The organism is Streptococcus mitis (assembly GCF_005144795.1).
GTDB classification, from domain to species: Bacteria; Bacillota; Bacilli; order Lactobacillales; family Streptococcaceae; genus Streptococcus; species Streptococcus mitis_BB.
Genome location: NZ_SWFJ01000001.1, coordinates 285,943 through 310,032, shown reverse-complemented (window position 1 = coordinate 310,032; position 24,090 = coordinate 285,943). Strand labels below are relative to the sequence as shown.

At 34.8% G+C, this 24,090-nt stretch carries 22 protein-coding genes and 4 tRNA genes; 8 read left to right on the top strand and 18 right to left on the bottom strand.

Annotation, left to right across the window (positions count from 1 at the left end; translation table 11 throughout):
* Nucleotides 1–241 precede the first annotated feature (241 nt).
* The 17 genes from FBF73_RS01475 to FBF73_RS01400 form a co-directional block, all read right to left on the bottom strand.
* Nucleotides 242–313, bottom strand: a tRNA-Glu gene (locus FBF73_RS01475).
* A gap of 92 nt (nucleotides 314–405) precedes the next feature.
* The gene (locus FBF73_RS01470) at nucleotides 406–885 is read right to left on the bottom strand and encodes a sigma-70 family RNA polymerase sigma factor (protein ID WP_136936759.1); all 480 of its coding nucleotides are present in this window, start codon (nucleotides 883–885) and stop codon (nucleotides 406–408) included.
* 119 nt (nucleotides 886–1,004) lie between these two features.
* On the bottom strand, nucleotides 1,005–2,963 hold the full coding sequence (ftsH, locus tag FBF73_RS01465) for an ATP-dependent zinc metalloprotease FtsH (protein ID WP_136936758.1): 1,959 nt from the start codon (nucleotides 2,961–2,963) through the stop codon (nucleotides 1,005–1,007).
* 15 nt (nucleotides 2,964–2,978) lie between these two features.
* A complete protein-coding gene (hpt, locus tag FBF73_RS01460; protein WP_049535534.1) occupies nucleotides 2,979–3,521 on the bottom strand; it encodes a hypoxanthine phosphoribosyltransferase in 543 nt (180 codons plus the stop codon).
* A 4-nt stretch (nucleotides 3,522–3,525) separates the two neighbouring features.
* Nucleotides 3,526–4,803: a tRNA lysidine(34) synthetase TilS gene (gene tilS, locus FBF73_RS01455; protein WP_136936757.1), complete on the bottom strand. Its 1,278-nt coding sequence runs from the start codon at nucleotides 4,801–4,803 to the stop codon at nucleotides 3,526–3,528.
* A complete protein-coding gene (locus FBF73_RS01450) occupies nucleotides 4,800–6,068 on the bottom strand; it encodes a serine hydrolase (RefSeq protein WP_136936756.1) in 1,269 nt (422 codons plus the stop codon). Before FBF73_RS01450 ends, tilS begins: the two co-directional genes overlap by 4 nt.
* Nucleotides 6,061–6,183, bottom strand: coding sequence for an SP_0009 family protein (locus FBF73_RS10195; protein ID WP_276605821.1), 123 nt, complete (start codon nucleotides 6,181–6,183; stop codon nucleotides 6,061–6,063). Before FBF73_RS10195 ends, FBF73_RS01450 begins: the two co-directional genes overlap by 8 nt.
* Before the next feature lie 4 nt (nucleotides 6,184–6,187).
* A complete protein-coding gene (locus tag FBF73_RS01445) occupies nucleotides 6,188–6,556 on the bottom strand; it encodes a septum formation initiator family protein (protein WP_000041905.1) in 369 nt (122 codons plus the stop codon).
* Nucleotides 6,549–6,815: an RNA-binding S4 domain-containing protein gene (locus FBF73_RS01440; protein WP_001234978.1), complete on the bottom strand. Its 267-nt coding sequence runs from the start codon at nucleotides 6,813–6,815 to the stop codon at nucleotides 6,549–6,551. The genes FBF73_RS01445 and FBF73_RS01440 overlap by 8 nt, the downstream gene beginning before the upstream one ends.
* Before the next feature lie 57 nt (nucleotides 6,816–6,872).
* On the bottom strand, nucleotides 6,873–10,376 hold the full coding sequence (gene mfd, locus FBF73_RS01435; RefSeq protein ID WP_136936755.1) for a transcription-repair coupling factor: 3,504 nt from the start codon (nucleotides 10,374–10,376) through the stop codon (nucleotides 6,873–6,875).
* Nucleotides 10,377–10,946, bottom strand: a complete 570-nt coding sequence (pth, locus tag FBF73_RS01430) for an aminoacyl-tRNA hydrolase (RefSeq protein WP_136936754.1) — start codon at nucleotides 10,944–10,946, stop codon at nucleotides 10,377–10,379. It lies immediately after the preceding gene.
* A gap of 72 nt (nucleotides 10,947–11,018) precedes the next feature.
* Nucleotides 11,019–12,134, bottom strand: a complete 1,116-nt coding sequence (gene ychF, locus FBF73_RS01425) for a redox-regulated ATPase YchF (RefSeq protein ID WP_136936753.1) — start codon at nucleotides 12,132–12,134, stop codon at nucleotides 11,019–11,021.
* 84 nt (nucleotides 12,135–12,218) lie between these two features.
* Nucleotides 12,219–12,413 (bottom strand): DUF951 domain-containing protein, encoded by a 195-nt coding sequence (locus tag FBF73_RS01420; protein WP_000285185.1) that lies wholly within the window; start codon nucleotides 12,411–12,413, stop codon nucleotides 12,219–12,221.
* Between the two features lie 64 nt (nucleotides 12,414–12,477).
* Nucleotides 12,478–13,614 (bottom strand): DNA polymerase III subunit beta, encoded by a 1,137-nt coding sequence (gene dnaN, locus FBF73_RS01415; protein WP_136936752.1) that lies wholly within the window; start codon nucleotides 13,612–13,614, stop codon nucleotides 12,478–12,480.
* Between the two features lie 158 nt (nucleotides 13,615–13,772).
* On the bottom strand, nucleotides 13,773–15,134 hold the full coding sequence (gene dnaA, locus FBF73_RS01410; RefSeq protein ID WP_136936751.1) for a chromosomal replication initiator protein DnaA: 1,362 nt from the start codon (nucleotides 15,132–15,134) through the stop codon (nucleotides 13,773–13,775).
* Between the two features lie 212 nt (nucleotides 15,135–15,346).
* Nucleotides 15,347–16,105: a ParB/RepB/Spo0J family partition protein gene (locus tag FBF73_RS01405; protein ID WP_136936750.1), complete on the bottom strand. Its 759-nt coding sequence runs from the start codon at nucleotides 16,103–16,105 to the stop codon at nucleotides 15,347–15,349.
* 57 nt (nucleotides 16,106–16,162) lie between these two features.
* Nucleotides 16,163–17,344 carry a S1C family serine protease gene (locus FBF73_RS01400; protein ID WP_136936749.1) on the bottom strand — a complete coding sequence of 394 codons (1,182 nt, stop codon included), beginning with the start codon at nucleotides 17,342–17,344 and terminating at the stop codon, nucleotides 16,163–16,165.
* A gap of 184 nt (nucleotides 17,345–17,528) precedes the next feature.
* On the opposite strand from FBF73_RS01400, the gene rlmH reads away from it, so the two are divergent.
* The 7 genes from rlmH to FBF73_RS01365 all read left to right on the top strand — a co-directional run bounded on the left by rlmH (nucleotide 17,529) and on the right by FBF73_RS01365 (nucleotide 20,712).
* On the top strand, nucleotides 17,529–18,008 hold the full coding sequence (rlmH, locus tag FBF73_RS01395; RefSeq protein WP_136936748.1) for a 23S rRNA (pseudouridine(1915)-N(3))-methyltransferase RlmH: 480 nt from the start codon (nucleotides 17,529–17,531) through the stop codon (nucleotides 18,006–18,008).
* Between the two features lie 43 nt (nucleotides 18,009–18,051).
* Nucleotides 18,052–18,125 (top strand) — tRNA-Arg (locus FBF73_RS01390).
* 164 nt (nucleotides 18,126–18,289) lie between these two features.
* Nucleotides 18,290–18,415, top strand: coding sequence for a competence-stimulating peptide ComC (gene comC / locus FBF73_RS01385; RefSeq protein WP_136936747.1), 126 nt, complete (start codon nucleotides 18,290–18,292; stop codon nucleotides 18,413–18,415).
* Between the two features lie 20 nt (nucleotides 18,416–18,435).
* Nucleotides 18,436–19,761, top strand: coding sequence for a competence system sensor histidine kinase ComD (comD, locus tag FBF73_RS01380; RefSeq protein WP_136936746.1), 1,326 nt, complete (start codon nucleotides 18,436–18,438; stop codon nucleotides 19,759–19,761).
* On the top strand, nucleotides 19,758–20,510 hold the full coding sequence (gene comE / locus FBF73_RS01375; protein WP_033682534.1) for a competence system response regulator transcription factor ComE: 753 nt from the start codon (nucleotides 19,758–19,760) through the stop codon (nucleotides 20,508–20,510). Before comD ends, comE begins: the two co-directional genes overlap by 4 nt.
* A gap of 51 nt (nucleotides 20,511–20,561) precedes the next feature.
* Nucleotides 20,562–20,633, top strand: a tRNA-Glu gene (locus FBF73_RS01370).
* A gap of 5 nt (nucleotides 20,634–20,638) precedes the next feature.
* Nucleotides 20,639–20,712 (top strand) — tRNA-Asn (locus FBF73_RS01365).
* Between the two features lie 40 nt (nucleotides 20,713–20,752).
* Here FBF73_RS01365 and FBF73_RS01360 read toward each other — a convergent pair.
* Nucleotides 20,753–21,295 carry a TetR/AcrR family transcriptional regulator gene (locus FBF73_RS01360; RefSeq protein ID WP_000665088.1) on the bottom strand — a complete coding sequence of 181 codons (543 nt, stop codon included), beginning with the start codon at nucleotides 21,293–21,295 and terminating at the stop codon, nucleotides 20,753–20,755.
* A 126-nt stretch (nucleotides 21,296–21,421) separates the two neighbouring features.
* On the opposite strand from FBF73_RS01360, the gene FBF73_RS01355 reads away from it, so the two are divergent.
* Nucleotides 21,422–24,070: a YhgE/Pip domain-containing protein gene (locus tag FBF73_RS01355; protein ID WP_136936745.1), complete on the top strand. Its 2,649-nt coding sequence runs from the start codon at nucleotides 21,422–21,424 to the stop codon at nucleotides 24,068–24,070.
* The last annotated feature ends 20 nt before the right edge of the window (nucleotides 24,071–24,090 follow it).

Here is a 24,090-nt window from a genome sequence, read left to right as displayed (position 1 = left end):
GTTTGAGTTCTCACTCATTTCTGTCACTGACAGATTTATTGTTTTTTCATTGTTCAGTACTACAACCTTAGTTGTAGTGCCCTGCACATTGGTTCGTCTTGTTCAGTTTTCAAAGGTCTTTGTCACTCACTTCTCTCAAGTGACAACTATATTAGTATATCACAGTCGCTTTTTCTTGTCAACACTTTTTTGAAACTTTTTTAAACTTTTTTCATCAAGTGCTTCCAACCGCAACATACCATAGTCCGTACGGGATTCGAACCCGTGTTACCGCCGTGAAAAGGCGGTGTCTTAACCCCTTGACCAACGGACCAGAGCTGTTATTTTCAACTCTTACTATTATACCGACTTTTCTAACTTTGTCAACACCTTTTTTTAACTTTTTATGTTTTTTTGTATGACTTCCTATTGAGTACGGATGTCAAACTCTTTAAACACAATACGTAAGTCTCTTAACACTCTTTGACGCCCTCGGAATCGTTCATTTCTTAAGATGCGTTCTAACTCTTCTTGTTTGTCTTTACTTTGTTTGCTTCTATAATTTCTTAGTGTTTCATGAAAGAGATAATAATCATCTAGCCACAGACCTCCCTCACTTATACGATGACTAAGCTCACCTACTTCTTCATAGGGTTCTTTATCATATCTTCGTTTTTGACTTTCTTGCTTACGGATATAGTCTAGAATTCGATTCCGGAACTTAGTCTTAAAATATTTCCTTAAACGAGGAATATCTTCTATTATTCCTTCTTCTCTACTAATCAATTCATGTAAGCAAATCATACCCTCTTGCTCCCAATCAGATAACTCCCATAAATGAAGGTAATATTCATTTCTACACTTATATACAATTCCCTGGACTTCTTCATATAATTCTTTAAGCATTATGTTCCCCTTTCTAGATACAGTTTAACAAATAAAGAAGCTAATTCGGTTATTTCCCCCATTCTGTTCCCTACACCGTCTCAACTGCACAAAAAAGAGAGGACATGCCTCTCTCAGGGTTATAATTCGTCATTCATTTTTGACTTCACTTCATCATAAGATAATGCATGTGATTCATCTTCTACAGTTTCAGGCATCTTTCCTGTTTCGTAAAGAGATTTAATTTGTGTACTATCCAATGTTTCGTATTTCAGTAATGCTTCTGCAATCAACTTGTGAGTTTCACGATTTGATTGGATGATTTCAGCAGCTTTATTTCGTGCTTCATTTAATAATGAACGAACTTCTTCGTCAATTTCATAAGCTGTTTGTTCTGAAATTGATTTTTGAGGACTCTGTACACCAAACATAGCATGGTTTCCTTCATATTGTACTGGACCAAGTTTTTCACTCATACCGTACTCTGTAACCATTGCACGCGCCATCTGTGTAGCTTGTTCAAAGTCATTTGAAGCTCCTGTAGTTTGGACATTAAAGATAATTTCTTCAGCTACACGTCCACCCATCAAGCCAGCCAATTGCTCTTTCATATCTTCTTTAGAAAGAAGCATTTGGTCTTCTTTAGGAAGTGCAATCATATAACCACCTGCACGTCCACGTGGTACGATGGTAACTTTATGAACAACACGGGCATTCGACAAGACTAGACCAACAATGGTATGTCCTGCCTCATGGTAGGCAACTAATTCACGTTCTTTTTGTGACACTGTCTTATCTTTCTTAGAAGGTCCCGCAATAACTCTATCTTCTGCTTCATCAATATCTGAAGTATCAATAACTGACTTGTTGCGACGGGCAGCAACTAAAGCTGCTTCATTCAAGACATTCTCTAAATCAGCACCAACAAAACCTGGAGTTTGTTGAGCCACTAATTTCAAATCAACATCTTCTGCTAAAGGCTTGTTCTTAGCATGAACTTTCAAGATTGCTTCACGACCTTTAACATCAGGGCGACCAACCAAGACTTTTCTATCAAAACGTCCTGGGCGCAGAAGGGCAGGGTCAAGTACATCTGAACGGTTTGTCGCAGCAATGACGATAATCCCTTCATTTCCCTCAAAACCATCCATCTCAATCAAGAGTTGGTTCAAGGTTTGTTCACGTTCGTCATTTCCTCCGCCAAGACCAACTCCACGTTGACGTCCAACAGCATCAATTTCATCGATAAAGATGATAGCTGGTGCTGCTTTTTTGGCATCTTCAAAAAGAGAACGAACACGACTAGCTCCAACTCCGACAAACATTTCTACAAAGTCAGAACCTGAGATACTAAAGAATGGAACACCTGCTTCTCCGGCGACTGCTTTAGCAAGCAAAGTTTTACCTGTTCCTGGAGGTCCCTCCAAAAGAACACCTGCTGGAATACGGGCTCCAAGTTTTGTAAATCGTTTTGGATCTTTTAAAAATTCAACAACTTCAACTAGTTCTTGTTTTTCTTCCTCAGCTCCAGCAACATCTGAAAATCTTACTTTAATATCTTCTTTATTTGCGGCTTTAGCCTTACTACGTCCAAAACTCATTGGGTTACGGCTATTATTTCCTCCCATATTTCCCATCATAGAGAATAGGAAGAAGAATAGAATACCGAATGGCACAATGGATACAAGAATATTAATCCACATACCACTTGAACTTTCATGCTTAACAGTTACTTCCGCCTTATGGTCAGAAGCAAGTTTTTGCAATTCTGATACTGTAGTATCTGAAGGAAGAATAATACTTGAAAATTTCTCTACTGTTGTAGCAGAAGGAGAAAAGAACTGGATACCTGTTTCTTCTTTACTTGTTTTAGGATTTTTATAAACACCTGAAACTTCGATAACACTGCCATTTGGTTGGTAAGTCAATTCTTTTACATTGTCATCGGTAATTTCTTTTACCAATTCTGTATAATTAATTTGCTCACTTTTCCCTGCAACACTACCTGTACTAAAATACTGGTAACTTGTAACTAGGAAAAAAATAAGTAATAACCATAGAAAAGGATTTTTAATTAAACCATTATTTTGTTTTTTCATTAAAAATTGTTCTTTCTAATTTGAATATACTTCTTCTTTCAATACTCCAACATAAGGAAGGTTACGATAGTTTTCTTTGTAGTCTAAACCATAACCTACTACAAACTCATTTGGGATAGTAAAGCAGGTATAGTCTGCCTCAATTTCTACAACACGTCCCTCTGGTTTATCCAACAAGGTTGCAATTTTAACAGAAGCAGCCTCTCTTGCTTTAAACATATCTCTTAAACTCTTCAAAGTTTGACCTGTATCAATGATATCTTCTACAAATAGAACATGTCGTCCTTTGATATCTTGAGTCACATCTTGCTTGATATTGATGACACCACTACTTGCTGTTCCACCATGATAGCTAGAAACCATCATGAAGTCCATTTCAATATGTGTATCAATATGTTTAACCAATTCAGCCATAAAAGGGATAGATCCTTTTAAAATCCCAATTAAAATCGGATTTTTTCCTGCATAGTCTTTAGTTAGTTGGGCACCTAATTTTTTAGCAGCTTCTGTAATTTCATCGTGTGAAACAAGGATTTTTTTAATATCGTTTTCTAACATTTTTTTACCTATCTATTTTTTCTATATAAAGTACAGTGTTCATTATATCATTTTTCGTGTTTTTACTCAAATTACTGGTCGCAATTCCTAAAATTGAGACAATTTCACCAAATTGCTCAATAATCAGAGCTGATTTTCGCTTTTCCATAGGGATTTTCAAATCAATAAATAGACGTCTGAGTTTTTTTCTATGCCCATTTTGAATCAAAACATCTCCTGTTTTTCGATGACGAATGTGTATTGATGTTTCCCGTGAAACAGGTACCTGCTGAATTAATTCACCTTCTAAAGGAAGTCCAAAGGAAAATAAATAACCTTGGTAAGATACCTGATTTTGATAGTGTAACACAAGTTCATCTTCCTTTTCATCAGACTGAGGACTGATTTTACAAATCCGAAACTGTTGATACTCTTTTACTAATTCATAACCATTTTTAAGCGGATGACGATACTGGCTTTTAGTTTTTAAAATTTGCCGAACTTCTTCAAACTGAGCTTTTGTAAGATTCAAATCTGGAAAACGATTCAGATAAGTTTGAAGTAAAACTCTTTGTGTCGACTCAGAGTAAGAGAATAGCTGCTCTAAATTTTCTAGATCAATATTCTTAGATAATTCAGCTATAGCTAAGTCATAATCTAAAATTTCATTTCCGAGGCTTAAGATTGCATCTCTAAATCGAGGATTTTCTTTTTCTAATTCTGGTAAATAAAAGTTTCGAATACGATTTCGAAAATAATAATTTTCTTTATTTGATATATCTTCAAAATGAAAAATTGATGGGAAGTCTTTTTTTTGAAAATTCAAGAAGGGCCGAATCATTTCTATCTCTCCGACTACTTGCTTCTCCTTAATTCCTGATAGATAGCGCAAACGAGTGCCTCGAATCAAACGCATTAAGATCGTTTCCACCTGGTCATCAGCATGGTGGGCAGTTACCAAGGCTGTCGCACCAGTCTTTTTCATTACCTCTTGAAAAAAATCATAACGAAAATGTCGAGCCCGCGCTTCTGAAAATTCTCCTGAAAAATTGCTGATATAAATAGGAAGTTCTGCTTCAGCAGCTAACTTCCTTAATTCCTGTTCTTCCCAATCTGATTCTACTCTCTGCTTATGATTCACATGGGATAGAATCAATTCAATTTCTAACTCTTTTTTATACGTAGATAACACCTTAAATAGAAACATAGAATCTAATCCACCAGAAAGAGCTAACACCACCTTAGTATGTTTTTTAAAATATCCTCTCTTGAGAAAATGATTTAAAAAATCTTGTTCCCTCATTTTAGAACCTCATAAACATCTTTGGCTATCTTAGAAATCATATCATAATCAGAATTCTTCGTAAAAATAGAAAGCACAAATGGAGAATCTGCATAGACAACACCCGTATCATGCTCAAATTCGTCCGCATCCCCAATTTTATGAGCTACCTTCACAGAAACACCTTTGGCAATTCGCTCATTATCAAAATCTGTTTTAGTCAAAGACTCTAGCACAAATCCATCTTGAACATAAATAGCTTCCATAACCTTCCCAGCCATTTTAGAAGAAATCAATTTTTCTTTTGAATCCCAATCATCTCCCATAATAGCAGACATCTTGGATTTGAATGTGGCATCAGATTGGTTTGAAATGTAATATCCCAATATGTTATGAGCTACATTATCAGATTCTTTTGATACTTTCATAATTAAATCTTTTAGAGAATATTCTTTATTATCCTCTTTTTTAGGGAGGCTACCACTTCCCTCTGGTTTATAAGAACCTGGAAAATCATTGACTGCAGATACGTATTTTACAGTCGTATCTAACTGATAAATCCCCTCATTTATTTTTTCTTGTGTATAGTAGAGATAAGGTAGTTTTAAAACACTAGCTGCATACATTTTTTCATCTTGATTGATACCAGCTTCTTTTCCAGTAGTCAGTTGCTTAACATAAATAGAGAAAGAATCTTTCTGATATTTTTCAGATAATATTTCTTGAACTTTACTCATCCGATTATCTTCTTCAGAAGTTAATTCCTTATCTACCCATCCAACTTGATCAATATGTAGAAATTCTTTCCCTTCTACAAACATGGTCTTGTCAGTTGAAACTTGCGAATAAGCTGATAAGGATGATTTCACTTCTTTTAAATCATAAGGACTATTGTACAGTTTAAAATCAGATTCTATCCATACTTTTTTTATTGTTGGAGTTACCTCTGACTGATCATATAAAAATCGTTTGTCTGCAGCAATAAATTGATGGTTGGATAACTTAAATACTGGAATTCCTTGTTTATTTAAACGCCACTCGGTTATTTGAAAACTTGTTTTTGGAGTCAATTTTCCAGATTCCACTACTAAATCTTCATTCGCATAAACAGGAACCTCTCCATAAACCATGGGAGAACTTAATTTTTCTCTAAAATAAATACCAAAGTCAGATTGTGAAAGGTAATAAATTTCTTTCGAAGTATAGACGACTTCTTTTTCTGTGCTAACGACTTTTGAAATAGTCAAAAAACTCGGTAGCAACAAAATAATTAAGAATTTACGCATTCTTCCTTTCCTTTTCTTCTTGTAAACGCAATATTTGATTTTTATCAGATAACTCTTCTAGTTTTTCATCCGATAGATTCAAAAATTGCTCAATTACGTCTAATAAATTTTCCATTTCATCACCTTGGAAGCAAGTCAGGAATCGTATAAACAGCTTCCCTATTCTTAGAATAATAATATTTTGCACGCATGTATTTAGCAGCGTAATCTTCATCTTTCAACTTTGTAGCAAAAGCTGTCTCTTTCTCCTTTTCCTCACTCAAGGTTTGATACTGAGTTTGCAAGTCTGATAACTGTTGACGTCTTTGGAGTAATTGGTGATAACTTTGAGCAAGATTATAAGTTGGTAAAATGAACAATAAAATCATCAAAATAAGAACCCAGCCCATGAAACGATTACGTTTTTGTCGTTCCTTCATCAGATAGCGACGACGTTGATGTTCATTTTGAATAAAAGAATTATTCAATTGTACGATATTTTTAGACATTTTCTTCTACCCGTGTTTCACTGATAATTTCATACATGCCTGCTGCATCTTCTTTTTTTGTACTATCTTTCATCTCCAGTACTTTTACAAGTAGCAACTTATTGCCAAAGCGAATTTCAACTTGGTCATTAACTTTCAAATCCGTTGAACTTTTGGCCAAGATTCCATTTACCTTGATTCTGCCTTTATCTGCTACTTCTTTTGCGACTGTACGACGCTTGATAATTCGTGATACTTTTAAATATTTGTCTAATCTCATTTTTATTACCTCAAATTATTATTGTATCATTTTTATCTACTTTATAGAAGAAAAATGTTAAAGGGAATTGCCTCCTTTCGACACTTTTATCTCTAATAAACTTTCTCCAAAAATGAGCAGACCTTCTAAAATTTCATAGTCCTTCTTGTTTCGAACATCAAATACAACTTCCATTAATCCCTTATTCTCAGCTATAGCTGCTTTTAAGTTCGTTGCGGATAAAGCTTTAAAATAATCTTGAACCAAGAACAGCCGCTGAGTAATTTTTTCAAATTGAACTGTAATCTTATTTTCTTTTCTTTCCACACGTTCTACAAAGACCTTGTCCAAATATGACTTGACTAAACCAATCTCTAAAAGATAGGCAACAACATCTGGGTATTCTCCAAAACGGTCCATCAGCTCTTCTTGTAACTCCTCATAATTGACACGGTTGTCAATTTGACGAATTTTTTTATAAATTTCAACCTTATGTCGTTGGTCTGAAATATAAGTATCAGGAAGATAGGCATCAATTTGCAAAATCAACTCAGAATTCCCTTTGGTTCTTGTGTTCCCATTACCATGTCGTTTAGCAATAGCTTCCTCTAGTAACTGCGAATACAATTCAAAACCAACAGAATCAATGAAACCAGACTGGGATTTTCCTAAAAGATTTCCTGCTCCGCGAATCGAAAGATCTCGCATTGCAATCTTAAATCCAGAGCCCAATTCTGTAAATCCTTTAATCGCTTCTAATCTCTTCTCGGAGACTTCACTGATTGATTTTTCTGGACGATACATGAGATAGGCATAAGCAATACGATTACTACGACCGACTCTTCCTCTTAACTGATACAAAGTTGACAAGCCCATATGGTCCGCATTTTCAATAAATAAAGTATTGGCATTTGGAATGTCCACCCCTGTCTCAATAATGGTAGTTGTCACCAAAATATCATACTGACCTTCAATGAAATCCAGTAGAGTATTTTCTAACTGAATCTCACTCATTTGCCCATGAACATAACCAATCGAAGCCTCTGGAATCAACTCCTGTAATTCTGAAACCTTCTGGTCAATCGTGTCAACTTTGTTGTAAAGATAGTAAACTTGACCTCCACGCTCCATTTCACGCAAGACCGCATCACGAATGACACTATCATTCTTTTCCAAAACATAGGTTTGAACAGGATAGCGATTTGTTGGAGGAGTTTCAATAACAGACAAATCTCTGATTCCCAGCATAGACATATGAAGGGTACGAGGAATTGGCGTTGCTGTCAAGGTCAGGACATCTACTTGTTTTTTCAGTTCTTTCAAGGTTTCCTTATGCTTGACACCAAATCGCTGTTCCTCATCAATAATCATCAAGCCCAAATCAGCAAATACAACATCTTTTGACAAAACACGATGTGTTCCAATTAAAATATCAACTTGACCCTTTTTCAATTTTTCAAGTGTTTCAGTCTGCTCTTTTTTACTTCTAAAGCGACTCAACACATCAATATTAACTGCAAAATTTTGGAATCGTTCCTTAAAATTCGTATAGTGCTGTTGCGCTAAAACCGTCGTCGGAACTAGAACGACAACCTGTTTGTGATCATTGACTGCCTTAAAGGCTGCACGCATAGCAACTTCAGTCTTTCCAAAACCAACATCCCCAACTAAAAGTCGATCCATTGGTTGAGAAGCCTGCATATCTCTCTTGATTTCCTCAACACTACGAAGTTGATCATCCGTTTCAACATAAGGGAAGGCATCATCAAAAGCATGTTGATCCTCATCATCAGCTGAGAAAGCAAAACCCTTCAACTGACTGCGCTCAGAATAAAGTTTAATTAAATCATCAGCTATATCCTCTACCTGGTTCTTAACTTTTTGCTTGGCTTTTTTGAAATGACCGTCATTTAATTTATTGAGTTTAGGTGCTTTACCGTCACTTGAAACGTATTTGGAAAGTAGATGAATCTGTTCCACTGGGATAGAGATTTGATCGCCGTTTTGGTATTGAACACTAACATAATCACGGTGAATCCCCTTGATTTCAATTGTTTCAATCCCTAGATATTGACCAATTCCATGGATATGGTGAACAACGTAATCTCCTTTTTCAAGTTCATTGTAATCTTTTAATCTCTCTGCGTTTGAAACGTGTTGTCTTCGAAAACGACGTTTCAATTTCTTTTGAAAAATCTCATATTCAGTTATCAATAAAACCTTTTCATCTACAAAATGAAAACCATGTCTGAGATTACCCTCGATTAAGTTTACAGATTCTTTACAAACACTTGACTTATCTCTGGAATCCAATTTAATCTGGTATTCCTCTAAAACATCCTCCAATGTTTTACTTCCCATTGAATTGCTAGACTGCAGGATAATAGTATAATTCATTTTTTTGTATCGCTCAATTTCTTCTTTTAGAAAAGAAAATTGATTGAAAAACTCCTGCATAGGATATTGATTAAATTGATAAATTTGGTCAAACTTGAGATTTCCTAACCCCTTTTGCAGATTAGAGAAAAAGGTAACCGGACTCTGTTTTTTATAGATTTGCTCTATATCAGCAAAATACTGCATCTCAGAAAATGCTTTACTGTTCTGTAATTCTTCTGTAAAGTATTGCGCTAATTCTCTTTCAAAGACTTCATACTGATTCATCAATTTCTGATAATCATCAAAGAATATTGGTATGTCTTTTTCAATATAATCAAAGACAGTCCATATATTTTCATAGCACAAAGATAAAAACTTCCTAGAATCTAAATGAATTTGTTTTTGATGAAAACTTGAAATAATTTCTTCTAAGTATGATTTTAAAATAGGTGATAACGTTTTTGAAATTTGTTTTTCTAAAGCTGACTGACCTCGTTGATAATCCTTTTCTCTCAAAAGCATATCACTAGCTGGAAAGATAGTGAGTTCTGTCTGATTTTCTTTCGATAATTGTGTTTCGACTTCAAATGACCTGATACCATCAATTTCATCACCAAAAAACTCTATTCGGCAAGGTTCTAACTGGGATATTTCAAAAATATCTAAAATATCTCCTCGCAGACTAAATTCGCCTTGAGTTTGTACTTGTGTAACTTTTCGATAGCCAATTTCCTTTAACTGATGGATAAGCGCATGTTGGTCATATTCTTCACCAACTGAGATTGTTACAATACTATCTTTGAATACATTTGGAGACGGTAAAAGCAATCGACTTGCTGCGATATTACAAACCAAAATCCCTTTCTTAGACGGATCAGTCAAAAAACGCAAGGCTTCGACCCGTGAAATGATTTTTTCTTGTGAAGACATCAAGAACTCGACCATGGGGGAGTCATCTACCAAAAATGGATAGACAAGTTCCTCACCCAAGATAGAGATAAGATCACTAACAAGTCCTTCTGCTTCTCCATAAGTTGACGTCAATAACACAATCTTATCTTCTTTTTCTAAACTGCTTGCAATTGCAAGAGCCTTAGTAGACGTTGATAAGCCAAGTATTAGTTGTCTTTTCTTATCTGTTAAACTTTGATGCCATTTTTTAATCTGATTATTTTCTGAGAATAAATCTAATAAGGTCACCATTTATCCGTTATACCTCTGCATTGTTTTCTCAAAGTTTTTCTCTTGCAAATAATCATTTACAGCTTCGTCAACCTTGTCAATAGACTGTAAAATACCGATATAATCATCCTTGTCAAACTTACTCAAAACATGGTGAACAACTGACATACCATTTTTAGGTCTTCCGATTCCAATCTTAACACGATTAAAGACCTGAGTCCCTATATGTTGAATAATAGACTTAATGCCATTGTGACCACCTGCGGAGCCCTTTGCTCTTAAACGAATCTTTCCAACTTCCATGTCAAGATCATCGTAAATGATGAGTAAATCTTCAATATCCAAACCATAGTAAGTCAATAAAGCATGAACTGCTTTTCCACTTTCATTCATAAACGTCGTTGGTTTGACCAGATAAATTTTTTCGCCATTAAGAAAAAAAGATGCTAAGTCAGCTTGAAATATCTTATCGTGTGTAAAAGTGACATTTTGTTTTTTAGCTAATTGGTCAATCAGCATAAAACCAACATTGTGTTTGGTCTCAAAATATTTATCCCCTGGATTTCCTAATCCTACAAGTAATTTGGTCATTTATTTTTCCTTTCAAAAGCCAAAAGGGTTGGAATTTTTTTCCAACCTAATTGACACTATTCATTAATTTTTTTAGACATTAAAGCGGAATTCCATAATATCGCCATCTTGAACGATATATTCTTTTCCTTCTTCACGCAAGCGTCCAGCTTCTTTTACTGCCTTTTCCGATCCATATTTCACTAGATCCTCATATGACATGGTTACTGCACGGATAAAGCCTTTTTCAAAGTCTGAGTGGATAATACCAGCTGCTTGAGGAGCCTTCATACCACGTTTGAAGGTCCAAGCGCGAACTTCTTTTTCACCAGCTGTGAAGTAAGTTCCCAGTCCAAGCAAGTGGTAAGCTGCACGAGTCAACTTGTCAACGCCTGATTCTGTCAAACCAAGTGCTTCAAGAAACTCTTGCTTGTCTTCATCGTCTAACTCAGAAATTTCTTCCTCAGCACGCGCAGAAATAACGACTACTTCAGCATTTTCTGTCGCTGCGAATTCACGAATTTGTTTAACATAGTCGATAGAGTCAGGTTCTGAAACAACATCCTCATCCACATTGGCAACATAGAGCACTGGTTTAGTCGTCAAAAGGAAGAGACCTTTTACAACCTTTTGTTCCTCATCTGTAAATTCAATAGTTCGAGCTGATTTCCCATCTTCAAGGACTGGTTTAATCTTTTGAAGAACATTGAATTCTTCCACAGATTCTTTATCTTTTTGCGTACGTGCCATCTTTTCTACACGCGCATAACGCTTATTAACTGACTCTAAGTCAGCAAGAATCAATTCTAGGTTAATGGTGTCAATATCTGCAAGTGGATCCACAAAGGCATCTTCACGTCCTTGCTCGCGCATGACATTTTCATCATCAAAGGCACGAACCACGTGAACTATGGCATCAACTTCACGGATATTGGCCAAGAATTTATTCCCTAGCCCTTCTCCTTTTGAAGCTCCTTTTACAATCCCTGCGATATCTGTAAATTCAAATGTTGTTGGAACTGTCTTTTTAGGAGTAATCATTTCCGTCAATTTTTGGAGGCGTTCATCAGGAACTTCTACCATTCCAACGTTTGGATCAATCGTCGCAAATGGGTAGTTTGCTGCCTCTGCTCCTGCTTTTGTAATTGCATTAAATAGTGTTGATTTACCAACGTTTGGCAAACCAACGATACCTGCTGTTAAAGCCATATTTTCTCATTCTCCGTTTTCATTTCAATCCATAATATTATAACACAAAAAGGGAAAACTTGCTAACCCTCTAACTAAGGGTTATCAGTCAATAATTTTATTCATTTTTCGATCAAAATCATAGCGTCCCATCATGATAACATGGTCACAATTACTGCACTTTATTTTTATATCTGCCCCTACACGTGTAATTTCCCAACGATTTGCTTTTTTACCTGTTGACTTGATTGTACAAGCGTGTGGTTTTTTCATCTCAACAAAATTTCCAACTTGATACATACTACTCTCCTTTTCTTTTTTGATTATATCATAAAAGAGGCGAGCTAGGCTCAACCTCTTTCACTTAATTTGTACGAACTGGGGTGATAAGTTGCATGAAGTCCTCGTCAGTATCTGCTGGCACAAGAGTAAATGGACGAACAGCTGAGATAAAACTAATGGTCACCTTTTCGCTATTTAAAGCCTTGAGTGAATCAATCAAGTAAGTTGGGTTGAAACTAATAGTCAAATCTTCACCAGTAACCTGATCAGTATCGATTTCTTCGTTTACTTTACCAACTTCTGGAGAGTGAACATGGGCGCTAACAACCCCATCTTTAATTTCAAGTTTCACAGTACCATTTTGAGTAGCACTTGATAAAAGACGAGCACGTTCCATTGACTGGCGTAAGTTTATAACATCAAAAGTAATAGTAGTATTAAAGTCTGTTGGAATCAAACGATCTGTATCAGGGTAGTTTCCTTCTAGGAGACGAGTGTAGAAGCTAATATTTTCGCTTCTAAAGAGGATTTGGTTATTAGCAAAGAAAATCTCTACAGTTTCGATATCATCTGTAAATACCGCTGAAAATTCGCGTAGAGAACGGCTAGGAATGACAACATCAAAATCATCACTATTTTTCTCAAGAGTTAATTTTTTCTGGCTTAGACGATGAGAGTCTGTTGCCACTGTTTTTAGCTCCTTGTTTTGACTCAATACAAAATGAACACCTGTTAAAATCGGACGACTTTCTTGTGTGCTTGCAGCAAAGGCTGTTTCATTGATAATTTTCTTGAGTAATTTTGTTTCAAGAATTAAAGGAGTGCTTGCTGAAATTTCTTGAATTCGTGGATATTGTTCGCTATCTTTTCCTTTTAAGGTAATTTCTGATTTGCCACTTGTTAAAACAATTTGATTTTGTTCAATTTCTTTAAAATCAAGAGTTACATTAGGTAGACTAGATACCACATTGATAAAGAAAGAAGCTTCAAGAAGGATCGAACCTAAAGAAGTAATTAACAAACCAGCATCTTCATTTTTTTGAGAAATAAAATTTTCAATTGAAATTTGACCATTTGAACCAATTAAAGTAACACCTTCATTAGTTACGTCAATTTTTACTGTTGATAAAATAGGAATGGCATTTTTAGAACTAATAGCTCTCTTAGTAGTATTTAATGCTTGTAGAAATAAATTTTTATTAATTGAAAAATGAATCATGGATTCTCCTTTATTTATTTTTAGTATTAGAAGGATAATAGTAATAATAGAGTCTGTGAAATCTGTGGAAAACAGACTTTAAACGAGTCATATCAAGTTTTTTGGATTGTTTAAAAAATGTGGATAAAAAAGATAAAAAAGCAAAAGTTATCCACAAGTTATTTAATTTTCTTTTTGATTGATTCAATTTCTAAACGTAAATTATCGTCTTCATCAATCAAAGATTTAATTTTGGCATGGGCATGAATAACTGTTGTATGGTCTTTTCCACCAAATTCCTTCCCAATTTTTGGAAGACTATTATCTGTTAGTTCTCTAGATAAATACATGGCTACTTGACGGGCTAACACAATATTTTGAAGGCGTCTGCTTCCCTTTATTTCTTTGACACTGACACCATAAAAGTTACCAACTTCATTTTGGATTTTATCAATTGGGATGACGAGTATTTGGCTAACATCTTGTTTTCGAGCTCTAATAGCTTCTGCAGCAACATCAATTGTAATATCTTTGATTTTCTTTACTCTAGCAACTAAAGTGATATCATTAATTGCACCTTCAAGATCGCGAACATTTGAATCAAATTGACCTGCTAAGTATTCTAAAGTATCGCTTTGGAAATTGTAATTCAAATGTTCAGTTTTGCTTTGTAGAATGGCAATACGCGTTTCAAATTCAGGAGGTGTAATGTGCTGTGTTAATCCCCAACTAAAGCGCGTGACAAGTCTTTCTTCAAGTCCTTCCAGATGTTTTGGACTTCTGTCACTGGTTAGGACAATTTGTTTTTGCTTGTCGTGCAGTGCATTAAAGGTATTGAAAAATTCTTCTTGTGTTGCAACTTTTTTTCCACTCAGCGATTGGATATCATCAATCAATAAAAGATCAAGGCTACGATAGGTCTTTTTAAACTTTTCCATTTCCCCTAGTCTTAAGTGATCAAGAAAGTCATTAATAAAGCTTTCAGCAGGGATATATTTAACACGCGCATCAGGAATGTTTTTTAGAATTTCGTTACCAATAGCATTTAATAGGTGAGTCTTACCAAGACCTGGACCTCCATATATAAAAAGAGGGTTATAGGTCAAAGCTAAATCTTCTGAAACAGCTAAAGCAGCAGATTTTGCCCAAACATTTCCATCCCCTTGGATAAAATTATCAAAGGTATACTTTTCTTTTAATCCAGTATCCGAATAGGGAATAGATGCTAACTTTGGACTATAGTCATAAAGAGTTGAGTTTGGAGCTTCTTCAACTTGTGAGATAGTCGTATCTTGAGGTTTGGTGAAAATATAGTGGGGAGTTATTTCAGCATCATAAATTTCAAATCCAGCAACAACAATAATATCTTTTAGTTGTTTTTCCCAGACCATTTCCATTTCAGATCGTGGTAAAAATATAGTAGCAACATTTTCCTCTACCTTGATGAGTTCAGCTTGAATAGCATAGAAATCATACATGGATCGAGTCAGTCTTTCTTGAGCAAATTCTAATATACGATTCCAAAATTGTTTTTCTTTCAATCCTTTCTCCTCCTTTACTATTTAAAAGTTTAATGCTAGACTTATTTTACCATAGATAGTAAGAATTTTCCACAAGCTGTGAAAAATAATCCACAACGTTATTAAGTTTTATCCACAAGTTGGGGATAAAGTCAGAAACTTTTGATTTATTAAGCTTTTTATTGAAAAAAATAGTGGATAACCTTGTGAGATAAAAAAATAAAAGAACAGCCTTATTTCAGGCTGTTGATAATTCTACTGTATTCTTCTTGATTTAAAAAAGAAATAATGATTTTTCCACTATCTTTTTTAGACAGTTTGATTTCTACATCTAATCCGAGTAGTTTTTTTAACTGTTCTTCTTCATTTTGTATGAAATGATCATCTTTTTGCAGTTTCTTTTGTTTTTTCTCTGTCAGAAGAGCTTCTAACTTCCTTACAGAAATGTCTTCCTCTATGATTCGTTGAAAGAAATAGTCTTGTTGTTCCTTATTCAAGCCGACTAGCGAACGCGCATGCGCTTGTGATAGTTGGCCATTTTCTACTTCTGAAAGTATCTTTTCTGGCAAGGACAGCAAGCGAATAGAGTTGCTGATATAAGGACGAGACTTGCCCATTTTATCTGCAATTTCAGCATGGGTAAATCCTTTCTCTACAAGAGATTCATAGGCGCGTGCTTCTTCTATTGGATTTAAATTTTCTCTCTGTAAATTTTCAATGATGGACTGAACCATCATCTCTTGGTCTGAGAGCTGTTTAACAACAGCTGGGATAGACGTTAGACCTGCTAAAAGTGAAGCCCGATAGCGTCTCTCTCCTGCAAGGATTTCATAACCAATAACAGGAGATTGACGAACAATAATCGGTTGAATGACCCCATTTTCTTTGATAGACTGTGCTAGTTCATGTAGTTTTTCTCCATCAAATTCTTTTCGAGGTTGATAGGGATTTTTTTGTATATCTGTGATAGAAATCATTTCAAATTTTTCCATGATTCTACACTAACACATCTTTTCTCTTATGTAAAGCTTTCTTTACATAGATGTCAATTAAGATTCTAAATCACCTGAACTCTTGTCAAGTTTAATAGATGTAGTTTCTTCTTTACCGTTACGATAGTAAGTTATCTTAATGGTGTCTCCGATAGAATGATTGTAAAGAGCACTTTGTAAGTCTGTTGATGAAGCAATGTCTTTGTCATCTACTTTTGTAATAACGTCGTATTTTTCAAGGTGACCATTGGCAGGCATATTGCTCTGCACAGAACGAACAACTACACCAGATGTTACACTACTTGGAATATTCAGTCTTCTAATATCACTTGTATTAATATTTGAGAGATTGACCATTTGGATGCCCAAAGCTGGACGAGTCACTTTTCCGTTCTTTTCTAACTGTTCAATAATATTGATAGCATCATTTGCAGGGATTGCAAAACCAAGACCTTCTACAGATGTTCCTCCATTTGTGGCAATTTTACTTGAGGTAATTCCGATAACCTGTCCTTGGATATTAATTAGTGGACCACCAGAATTACCTGGGTTAATAGCAGTATCCGTTTGGATGGCTTTTGTAGAAATGGCTTGTCCATCTTCAGATTTTAGGGATACATTTCGATTGAGACTAGATACGATACCTTGAGTGACAGTATTAGCATATTCAGAACCTAATGGGCTACCGATAGCAATAGCAGTTTCTCCTACGGTTAACTTACTAGAATCACCAAACTCAGCTACTGTTGTCACTTTTTCTGAAGAGATTTTGACGACAGCGATATCAGAGAAAGTATCAGCTCCGACGATTTCTCCAGGTACTTTAGTTCCATCTGACAAGCGTATATCCACTTTGCTGGCGCCATTTATAACATGATTGTTGGTGACGATGTAAGCTTCTTTGTCATTTTTTTTATAAATAACTCCAGATCCTTCACTAGAGATTTGTTGAGAATCTGTATCAGTATTATCATTGCCAAATACACTATTTTGTCTGTTGGCTGAATAAGTAATAACAGAAACAACAGCATCTTTTACTTTGTTAACAGCCTGTGTTGTTGAATTTTCGTTCTTATAGGCAGTCTGTGTGATAGTGCTATTGTTGTTAGAGCTACTTACACCACTTTTTTGAGTTAGTTGAGATATTGAAAAACTCCCCAAGGCTCCACTAAAAAAGCTAATGACGATAACGACTAACAATTGAAACCATTTTTTGTAAAATGTTTGTAAATGTTTCATATTTGCCTCCATTTGATTTGAAATTACTGAAAGTATAAACTGACTAGCTTAATTATAACTTAAACATAAAAGTTTTTCACAGATTGTGGATAACTTTCAAAAATCTGTAGTTTTCTAGGTGAAAATTAACCTTTTATTTTGTGAATAAGATGTGAAAAAATAGAGAATATGTTAGAATAGAGTCATGAAAATTAAAGTTGTAACAGTTGGGAAATTAAAAGAAAAGTATTTAAAAGATGGTATTGCAGAGTATTCAAAACGAATTTCTCGATTTGCTAGGCTTGAAATGATTGAGCTAGCAGATGAAAAAACACCAGATAAGGCCAGTAAGTCAGAAAATCAAAAGATTTTAGAAATAGAAGGTCAGAGAATTTTATCAAAAGTTGGTGACCGTGATTTTGTTATTGCGTTAGCTATTGAAGGGAAAACTTTCTCCTCAGAAGAATTTAGTAAGCAGTTAGAAGAAGCTTCTATAAAAGGATTTTCTACTCTTACCTTTATTATTGGAGGGAGTCTGGGGTTAGCACAGGATGTAAAAAAGAGAGCCAATCTTTCTGTTAGTTTTGGTCGCTTAACCTTGCCCCATCAGTTAATGAGACTAGTCCTTGTTGAACAAATCTATCGCGCTTTTACGATTCAGCAGGGATCACCCTATCATAAATAGAAAATTGACTTTTAATTGAATTTTTGGTAGAATGATTGTGTTAGGTCTCATAGCTCAGCTGGATAGAGCATTCGCCTTCTAAGCGAACGGTCGCAGGTTCGAATCCTGCTGGGATCAATATAGTAGCAAAGCTGGGAATTTTCCCGGCTTTTTTCTTAAAAAAGTACACTTGGGGAGAAAAAAATGACAGTTGAGAGAATTTTATCTAAAATGAAATTCCATTTTGTATAATGGTTTTTGTAAGTTAGCTTACAAGAAAAAACATTTTAGGAGATTTTATTATGAAAAACACAGTTAAATTGGAACAGTTTGTAACCTTGAAGGAAAAAGACTTGCAAAAGATTAAAGGTGGGGAAAGTAGGCTATCAAAAATCTTCCTTGATTTTATTTTCCCACGAAAAAAGTAATGAAATAAGGGGAAAGGGTAATGAATTTATTTGGATTTGGTATAGTTATTGTTTATTTTTTAATTATTAGTCATAGTTACAGTTTAATTTGCAAAGGTCAAATAAAAGCAAAGGAACTATACGTTTTTGGTGTTTATACATTACTAGTAGAAATAGTACTTAGCCTTCCCTTTTATCTTCTACATTTAGATGAATTAGGGATTCTAAAATTTTTATTTCCTGTGGTATTATATTCCTATTTTAGATGGATTAAACAGTATGAGAGGGATAGAGGACTATTCCTAAGTTTACTATTATCTCTTTTATATGAGAGCACTCATACCTTTCTGTCTGTAACTTTCTCCTCTATAACAGGAGATAATTTTGTTTTACAATATCATGACCCATTCTTTTTAGTTGTAACGGTATTGACTTATGTCGTTATTGTAACAATTATTCGTTATTTCCATTTGGAACTAACCTATTTTGATAAGGACTATCTCTATCCTTTCTTGAAAAAAGTATTTTTTGCCTTACTACTGCTACATATTGTATCTTTTGTTTCAGATATGGTAAGTACGATTAAACATTTGAATAGTTTTGGAAGTATTTTGTCATCTATCGTCTTTATATTTCTATTTTTGACATTATTTGCAATGAATTCTTATAAAGAACAAAAGGAGAAAGAGATTGCTTTGAAGCAGAAGAAATTTGAACAGAAACATTTACAAAATTACACAGATGAAATTGTCGGACTGTATAATGAAATTCGTGGTTTTCGACATGACTATGCTGGAATGCTTGTCAGCATGCAGATGGCAATTGACAGTGGTGATTTACAGGAAATTGACAGAGTTTACAATGAAGTTTTGGTTAAAGCTAATCATAAACTGCGTTCAGATAAGTACACTTACTTTGATTTGAACAACATAGAAGATTCAGCTTTACGAAGTTTGATTGCTCAGTCAATTGTCTATGCTCGAAATAATGGTGTAGAGTTTACATTGGAAGTAAAAGATACTATTATTAAGCTCCCAATTGAACTATTGGATTTGGTTCGTATCATGAGCGTTTTATTGAACAATGCTGTCGAAGGATCGGCTGATAGCTATAAAAAGCAAATGGAAGTAGCAGTTATTAAGATGGAAACTGAAACAGTTATTGTGATTCAGAATTCATGTAAAATGACGATGACTCCTTCAGGAGATCTATTTGCCTTAGGATTCTCCACTAAGGGAAGAAATCGTGGAGTAGGTTTAAATAATGTGAAAGAATTATTAGATAAGTACAATAATATTATTTTAGAAACAGAGATGGAAGGCAGTACATTTAGACAAATCATTAGATTTAAGAGGGAATTTGAATGAAAGTTTTAATTTTAGAAGATGTTATTGAACATCAAGTGAGACTAGAGAGAATATTGGATGAAATTTCGAAAGAATCGAATATTCCAATATCATACAAGACAACAGGAAAAGTCCGTGAGTTTAAGGAATATATCGAAAACGACGAAGTAAACCAGCTTTACTTCCTAGATATTGATATTCATGGAATTGAGAAAAAAGGGTTTGAAGTTGCACAGTTTATTCGTCATCACAATCCTTACGCTATTATCGTCTTTATCACCAGTCGATCAGAGTTTGCGACTCTAACATATAAATACCAGGTATCAGCCCTAGATTTTGTTGATAAGGATATCAATGATGAGTTATTTAAGAAGAGAATTGAGCAAAATATCTTCTACACGAAGAGTATGTTACTTGAAAATGAAGATGTGGTAGATTATTTTGACTACAATTACAAGGGAAATGATTTAAAAATTCCTTACCATGACATTCTGTATATTGAAACGACAGGAGTTTCTCATAAATTGCGCATTATTGGTAAGAATTTTGCAAAAGAATTTTATGGTACCATGACAGATATTCAGGAAAAGGACAAACATACTCAGCGATTTTATTCTCCTCATAAGTCATTTTTGGTAAATATAGGCAATATTAGAGAAATTGACCGAAAAAATCTAGAAGTTGTTTTCTATGAAGATCATCGCTGTCCTATTTCAAGGTTAAAAATTAGAAAATTGAAAGATATTTTAGAGAAAAAATCTCAAAAGTGATTGACAATTAGTAAGAAATTGATATAATGGTTATATCTGCTACAGATAGAAGGTCCGTTGGTCAAGGGGTTAAGACACCGCCTTTTCACGGCGGTAACACGGGTTCGAATCCCGTACGGACTATTTTATCCGCCATAGCTCAGTTGGTAGTAGCGCATGACTGTTAATCATGATGTCGTAGGTTCGAGTCCTACTGGCGGAGTATAGATAAAAGGGAACACAACTGTGTTCCTCTTTTTGTATCAATTTGTATCACCAAGCATCTTCATAAGGAAGTCTGTTATTTCTTGAGGACTTTCTTTTTTTCCATGTGCAATCCAAGTTTGGCAGACACCAAAAAGTGCGTGAGTTAGATAGATGCTACTGTATTCTAATTCAGTGGTATTGAGATTCAGTTGCATAAATCGTTTTTGTAAATCTGTACTGAGCATGATATGAAGTTTATTTCGTAAGAAATTTTGGATTTCTTTGGTCCCATTTTCAGAAAGAAGAGCAGCCAGAAGTGGTTCTGATTCTAGATATTCAAATACTTCTAAAATAGCGTCTCTTTTGTGATGAGCATGTTTTTGAAAAATATATTCAAATGTATGAAATAGCTTGCTTTGATAGTGCTCAATCATATCATACTTATCCTTATAGTGAGTATAGAAGCTGGAACGACTAATTCCAGCTTTTTCTGCTAACTTGACAGTAGAAATTTGATCAAATGGTTGTTCCATCAGTAACTGTACCATAGCATTTTCAATAGTTCGCTTTGTTTTTAAGCGTTTATTACTTTCTTTCATATTTCCTCCTTATAAACAAATTAGACTATATGTCTAAAAATAGATTTTTTATCTTGTAATTTAGATTTTTTAATGTATAATCTATTATATCAAAATTTTAGACAATATGTTTAAAAAGGAGAAGTTATGTTTAAAGAATGGAAAGCAATTTTTAAAAAACCAACCTTTATTATTGTCATGATAGGAATTTCTCTTATTCCCGCTATGTACAATATCATATTTTTGTCATCAATGTGGGATCCATATGGTCAATTGTCTGACTTACCTGTGGCAGTTGTCAATAATGATAAAGAGGCTTCCTATAATGGTAATAGCATGTCTATAGGAAAAGACATGGTGTCTAATTTAGAGCAAAATAAATCATTGGATTTTCATTTTGTAGATGAAGAAGAAGGTAAGAAGGGTCTAGAAGACGGTGATTATTATATGGTAATCACTTTGCCAAGTGACTTGTCTGAAAAAGCAGCTTCTATTTTGATGGATCACCCAGAGCAAATGCAAATCGATTATCAGACTTCAAGTGGTCATAGTTTTATTGCCAGCAAGATGAGTGATTCTGCAATGACACAATTAAAGCAGAGTGTTTCTACCAATGTAACCGAGACCTATACTAAAGCTTTATTCAACAAAATGGTCGCTTTAAAGGATGGTATGAGTCAAGCAGCTTCTGGAAGTGAAAAACTAACTGATGGAGCGAATCAGTTAGTGGCAGGAAGTCAAACATTAGCTACTAACCTACACTCTTTAGCAGATTCAAGTTTAACATTTTTAAATGGAACGGAGCAGTTTACTAAAGGATTATCCTCTTATGTCTTTGGTCTTGAACAACTTCATCTTGGCTTAGGGAATTTTAATAGTGGTTTAGTTACATATACTGGTGCAGTGAGTCAATTAGATAGCGGATTAGGTCAATTATCTTCTAAAAGTCCTGAATTAGTAAGGGGAATCAATCAACTATATACTGGTGTAGAGTCCTATACTGGCAGTGTTTCTCAGCTCAATGCTGGTCTTAATCAATTTTCATCTGGTGTTAGTGCCTATACAAATGGAGTGGGAAATCTTGCAACAGGTGCTAATCAGTTATCTAATCAATCAGCTACACTTCGAATGGGTGTGGAGCAATTAAGTGAAGGAATTCAACAACTTTCTAGTAAGTTAGATGCTTCGTCTGAGTCTGAGCAAAAAGATCAAATTAATCAATTATCTTCTGGTTTGAATCAGTTAAATCAATCTATTCAAAATATTGATGTTGGAGATACAAAACAATTAGATTCTGTTTTATCAAGTATAGTATCTCTTTCTAATCAAATGTTAGCAAGTGCTCAGTCTGATAAAGCGACTACATTAGCTAATATTCAATCGACAGCAGCTTATCAATCATTGACAAGTGAGCAACAAGCTGAGATAAGCGCTTCTGTATCTCAAAATTCGACTGATAGTATTCAATCGGCTCAGTCAATTATAGCTTTAGTACAAGGTTTACAGGGAAGTTTGGAAAACTTACAAAATCAATCTTCAAATCTTTCGACATTAAAAAATCAAGCTAATCAAGTATTACCTATTGCTTCTACTTCTTTGACAGGATTGTCAAGTGGATTAACAGAGATACAGGGAACATTGACGAGTAAATTAGTTCCTGCTAGTCATTCGATTGCATCAGGTGTAAACGCATATACTGCAGGTGTTGATAAAGTTTCTCAAGGTGCAAGTCAACTAAGTGAAAAAAATGCCACCTTGACAGGTAGTTTGGATCAACTAGTTTCAGGGTCAACTACCTTGACACAAAAATCTTCTAGCTTGACAGCAGGAGTTGGTCAATTAGTTGAAAAAACTCCAGAATTAGTATCTGGTATTGAAAAATTATCAACTGGATCCAATCAATTGAATCAAAAGAGTCAAGAATTAATGGCAGGAGTTGATAAATTGCAGTTAGGATCGGGCCAATTAGCCGATAAATCCAGTCAGTTACTTTCAGGTGCTTCTCAATTAGAGAATGGAGCTAATAAATTGGCAGATGGAGCTGGGAAACTAGCAGAAGGTGGAACAAAGTTAACTTCTGGATTGGAAGATTTACAGTCAGGAGTTGCTTCTTTGGGACAAGGATTAGGTAATGCTAGTGATCAACTCAAGTTAGCATCAACAGAATCTAAAAATGCAGAGATTTTGTCAAATCCTCTCAGTCTCTCCAAAACTGACAATGACCAAGTTCCTGTAAATGGAATTGCAATGGCTCCTTATATGATATCAGTTGCTCTCTTTGTTGCAGCAATATCAACGAATATGATCTTTGCGAAGCTACCTTCAGAATGTCATCCGGAGAGCCGTTGGGCTTGGTTGAAATCTCGAGCTGAAATAAATGGTATTATAGCTGTTTTAGCAGGAGTTTTGGTATATGGAGGAGTTCATCTTATTGGTTTAACTGCAAATCATGAGATGAGAACACTTATTCTCATTATCCTAACAAGTTTAGTATTTATGTCCATGGTGACCGCTTTAACAACATGGAATAGCCGTATAGGAGCTTTCTTTTCTCTTATTTTGCTTTTATTACAGTTAGCATCAAGTGCAGGTACTTACCCACTTGCTTTGACAAATGATTTCTTTAGAGCCATTAATCCTTGGTTACCAATGAGTTATTCAGTTTCGGGATTACGACAAACAATCTCTATGATAGGAAATATTCATCATCAAGTCATTTTCCTTGTTGTAATATTAGCCCTATTTACTGGTTTAGGTATGCTAGCCTATCAACCTAAGAAAATGGAAGAAGATTAAAAAAATCGACCGATTAATTG

Excerpts from the sequence above, each read along its gene's own strand:
- hpt (WP_049535534.1), bottom strand. The coding sequence starts at position 3,521 with ATGTTAGAAAACGATATTAAAAAAATCCTTGTTTCACACGATGAAATT.
- comD (WP_136936746.1), top strand. The coding sequence starts at position 18,436 with ATGAATTTATTTGGATTTGGTATAGTTATTGTTTATTTTTTAATTATT.
- FBF73_RS10195 (WP_276605821.1), bottom strand. The coding sequence starts at position 6,183 with ATGGAAAATTTATTAGACGTAATTGAGCAATTTTTGAATCTATCGGAT.
- comC (WP_136936747.1), top strand. The coding sequence starts at position 18,290 with ATGAAAAACACAGTTAAATTGGAACAGTTTGTAACCTTGAAGGAAAAA.
- FBF73_RS01445 (WP_000041905.1), bottom strand. The coding sequence starts at position 6,556 with ATGTCTAAAAATATCGTACAATTGAATAATTCTTTTATTCAAAATGAA.
- comE (WP_033682534.1), top strand. The coding sequence starts at position 19,758 with ATGAAAGTTTTAATTTTAGAAGATGTTATTGAACATCAAGTGAGACTA.
- FBF73_RS01405 (WP_136936750.1), bottom strand. The coding sequence starts at position 16,105 with ATGGAAAAATTTGAAATGATTTCTATCACAGATATACAAAAAAATCCC.
- FBF73_RS01420 (WP_000285185.1), bottom strand. The coding sequence starts at position 12,413 with ATGTATCAAGTTGGAAATTTTGTTGAGATGAAAAAACCACACGCTTGT.
- rlmH (WP_136936748.1), top strand. The coding sequence starts at position 17,529 with ATGAAAATTAAAGTTGTAACAGTTGGGAAATTAAAAGAAAAGTATTTA.
- FBF73_RS01440 (WP_001234978.1), bottom strand. The coding sequence starts at position 6,815 with ATGAGATTAGACAAATATTTAAAAGTATCACGAATTATCAAGCGTCGT.
- FBF73_RS01360 (WP_000665088.1), bottom strand. The coding sequence starts at position 21,295 with ATGAAAGAAAGTAATAAACGCTTAAAAACAAAGCGAACTATTGAAAAT.
- dnaN (WP_136936752.1), bottom strand. The coding sequence starts at position 13,614 with ATGATTCATTTTTCAATTAATAAAAATTTATTTCTACAAGCATTAAAT.
- mfd (WP_136936755.1), bottom strand. The coding sequence starts at position 10,376 with ATGGTGACCTTATTAGATTTATTCTCAGAAAATAATCAGATTAAAAAA.
- ychF (WP_136936753.1), bottom strand. The coding sequence starts at position 12,134 with ATGGCTTTAACAGCAGGTATCGTTGGTTTGCCAAACGTTGGTAAATCA.
- FBF73_RS01470 (WP_136936759.1), bottom strand. The coding sequence starts at position 885 with ATGCTTAAAGAATTATATGAAGAAGTCCAGGGAATTGTATATAAGTGT.
- ftsH (WP_136936758.1), bottom strand. The coding sequence starts at position 2,963 with ATGAAAAAACAAAATAATGGTTTAATTAAAAATCCTTTTCTATGGTTA.
- FBF73_RS01400 (WP_136936749.1), bottom strand. The coding sequence starts at position 17,344 with ATGAAACATTTACAAACATTTTACAAAAAATGGTTTCAATTGTTAGTC.
- tilS (WP_136936757.1), bottom strand. The coding sequence starts at position 4,803 with ATGAGGGAACAAGATTTTTTAAATCATTTTCTCAAGAGAGGATATTTT.
- FBF73_RS01355 (WP_136936745.1), top strand. The coding sequence starts at position 21,422 with ATGTTTAAAGAATGGAAAGCAATTTTTAAAAAACCAACCTTTATTATT.
- pth (WP_136936754.1), bottom strand. The coding sequence starts at position 10,946 with ATGACCAAATTACTTGTAGGATTAGGAAATCCAGGGGATAAATATTTT.
- FBF73_RS01450 (WP_136936756.1), bottom strand. The coding sequence starts at position 6,068 with ATGCGTAAATTCTTAATTATTTTGTTGCTACCGAGTTTTTTGACTATT.